General features: G+C 63.8%; 1 protein-coding gene. It reads left to right on the top strand.

From position 1 onward, the window contains the following. Positions 1-721 (top strand): rolling circle replication-associated protein (locus C446_RS16355; protein WP_049920307.1); only part of this gene is annotated, 721 nt, incomplete at its 5' end. Positions 722-1,518 lie beyond the last annotated feature (797 nt).

Genomic DNA, 1,518 nt, shown 5'->3' with positions numbered 1-1,518 from the left:
GGACTGGGATTGCGGGCCGGATCGGGAGCGGCCGGACTGCCGGAAGGACTTGGCGCACCTGAAGTACCAGACAGAATCGGGGGAACAGGCGTCGTACCGTTGCGGTTCGTGGGACTGCGAGTGTTGCGGCCACCGGCTGAGGATGGGACTGATCGAGGAGATAGAACGGATCACGGAGGAGCGCCCGGAGATGCGTCGGTTCCTGACGCTCACAGTGGACCGCAGAGCGCCCGCGTCGAAGGAGGAGAAGCACGAGTACATCACCGATCGGTGGAACGCGCTGAGGACGGAACTGAGGGACCGCTATCCAAACCTGTCGTATCTGTGGGTGCGGCACGAGGGAGACGAGCGGGACCGGCCGCACCTGCACCTGCTCGTGGATCGGTTCCTGCCGCAGCGGGAACTGTCGCAGTTGGCCGAGCGCGTCGGCCTCGGCCGGGTGGTGGACATCCGGCGGGTGGACGCACGGAACGCGGCGCACTACATCAGTGCGTACCTCGGTCGTGGCTCGCTGTCGTTCCTGCCGTCGGGGTCGCGGCGGTACGGATCTAGCGCCGACGTCGATCTCGATCCACGCGATCCGGGCGGCGACGATCGTGACGGCAGTGCGCTCGAGGAGGACTGGTCACTGATGGCGTGGGATCCGATCGTCGAGGACTGGGTGTCGGCTGCGTCGGGAGACTTCCGGCGCGACGAGGATAGAGGACCGCCACCAGACTAGATCGGTCGGTCCCACCGCGAGGTGAGAGGTGCCGGGTGGGGTCCCCCTAGACACCGTTATAGGTCCCTGTGGTGGGTGGTGGGGTCGGTTCGATTTTCGGCGACCCTTGCGCCGTCCTGCGATTAGGGAGCGGAGGGGCGAGTGATTGTGGTGGGAGAATCGCAAGACGGCGGTAAGTTGTGGCGGTTCAGACAGGGGTATCCTTACGCCGTCCTGCGATTGTACGGATAGGGCCGGGATTCGACAGGGGGAAGAATCGCAAGACGGCGGTAAGTTGTGATGGGTGATACTCCGGGGCGATCGGCGACCCCTGCGCTGTCATGCGGTTTCGGGTTCTGTCTGGCTATGGTTAGAACTGCTAATAACAATATGTGGGCGTGTTGGTAGTATCGGGATAGGTAGATGTTCTGCCGGGGTGAAAGGTCAGTATTCTTTAAGGGGCTAGTCGTTCTCGTCGCAGTCAAAGCTACGCAACGTGAGTGAATGCCCGGAGAAGGCCCGGGCGACGGACGATTCCACCGGACGCGATTTGTGGCAGAATCGCCCGGTGGAAACCTCTTGGCCGGAGGGTTCGTCCTCGCTCTGTCCTCTCTCAGCCGAGTCAGTAAGTGTTTCGACGGTTCACGGAAACGCTCGGTCTGGACGACTAAGCGCCGATCCACCGCAAGGATCGGGCGATCTTGATTTGCCCGAGAGCCGGCGTACCCGGCTCGAGGGCCGCCCGATCCGCACGCCCCCGACCGGCGGGAGGGGGCTATCTTGTGCGGTGGCGGTGCGGCGGCGGTGCGGTCTTTACT

The sequence above is a fragment of the Halobiforma nitratireducens JCM 10879 genome (genome assembly GCF_000337895.1).
Taxonomy (GTDB): Archaea; Halobacteriota; Halobacteria; order Halobacteriales; family Natrialbaceae; genus Natronobacterium; species Natronobacterium nitratireducens.
The sequence above is the reverse complement of the archived record's forward strand: the minus strand, read 5'-3'. Positions and strand labels throughout refer to the sequence as shown.